We start from the raw sequence: 233 nt of genomic DNA on the forward strand, positions 1-233 counted from the left end.
GAACCAGAAGCGGTCCTGGCCGGGGGTGCCGAAGAGGTACAGGACCAGGTCCTCGCGGAGCGTGATCCGCCCGAAGTCCATGGCGACCGTGGTGGTGTGCTTGCCCTCGACGCCCTCGGTGTCGTCGACGGGCCGGCCCGCCTCGCTCAGCAGCTCCTCGGTGCGCAGCGGCCTGATCTCGCTGACCGCGCCGACGAGCGTGGTCTTGCCGACGCCGAAGCCGCCGGCCACCA

1 protein-coding gene is annotated in these 233 nt (G+C 71.7%); it reads right to left on the reverse strand.

Going from position 1 to position 233, the window contains the following annotated elements:
• On the reverse strand, nt 1–233 hold a 233-nt coding region (locus GTW43_RS30140; RefSeq protein WP_202502127.1), incomplete at both ends, for an ATP/GTP-binding protein.

The organism is Streptomyces sp. SID5785, from assembly GCF_009870065.1.
In the GTDB taxonomy this organism is placed as follows: domain Bacteria; phylum Actinomycetota; class Actinomycetes; order Streptomycetales; family Streptomycetaceae; genus Streptomyces.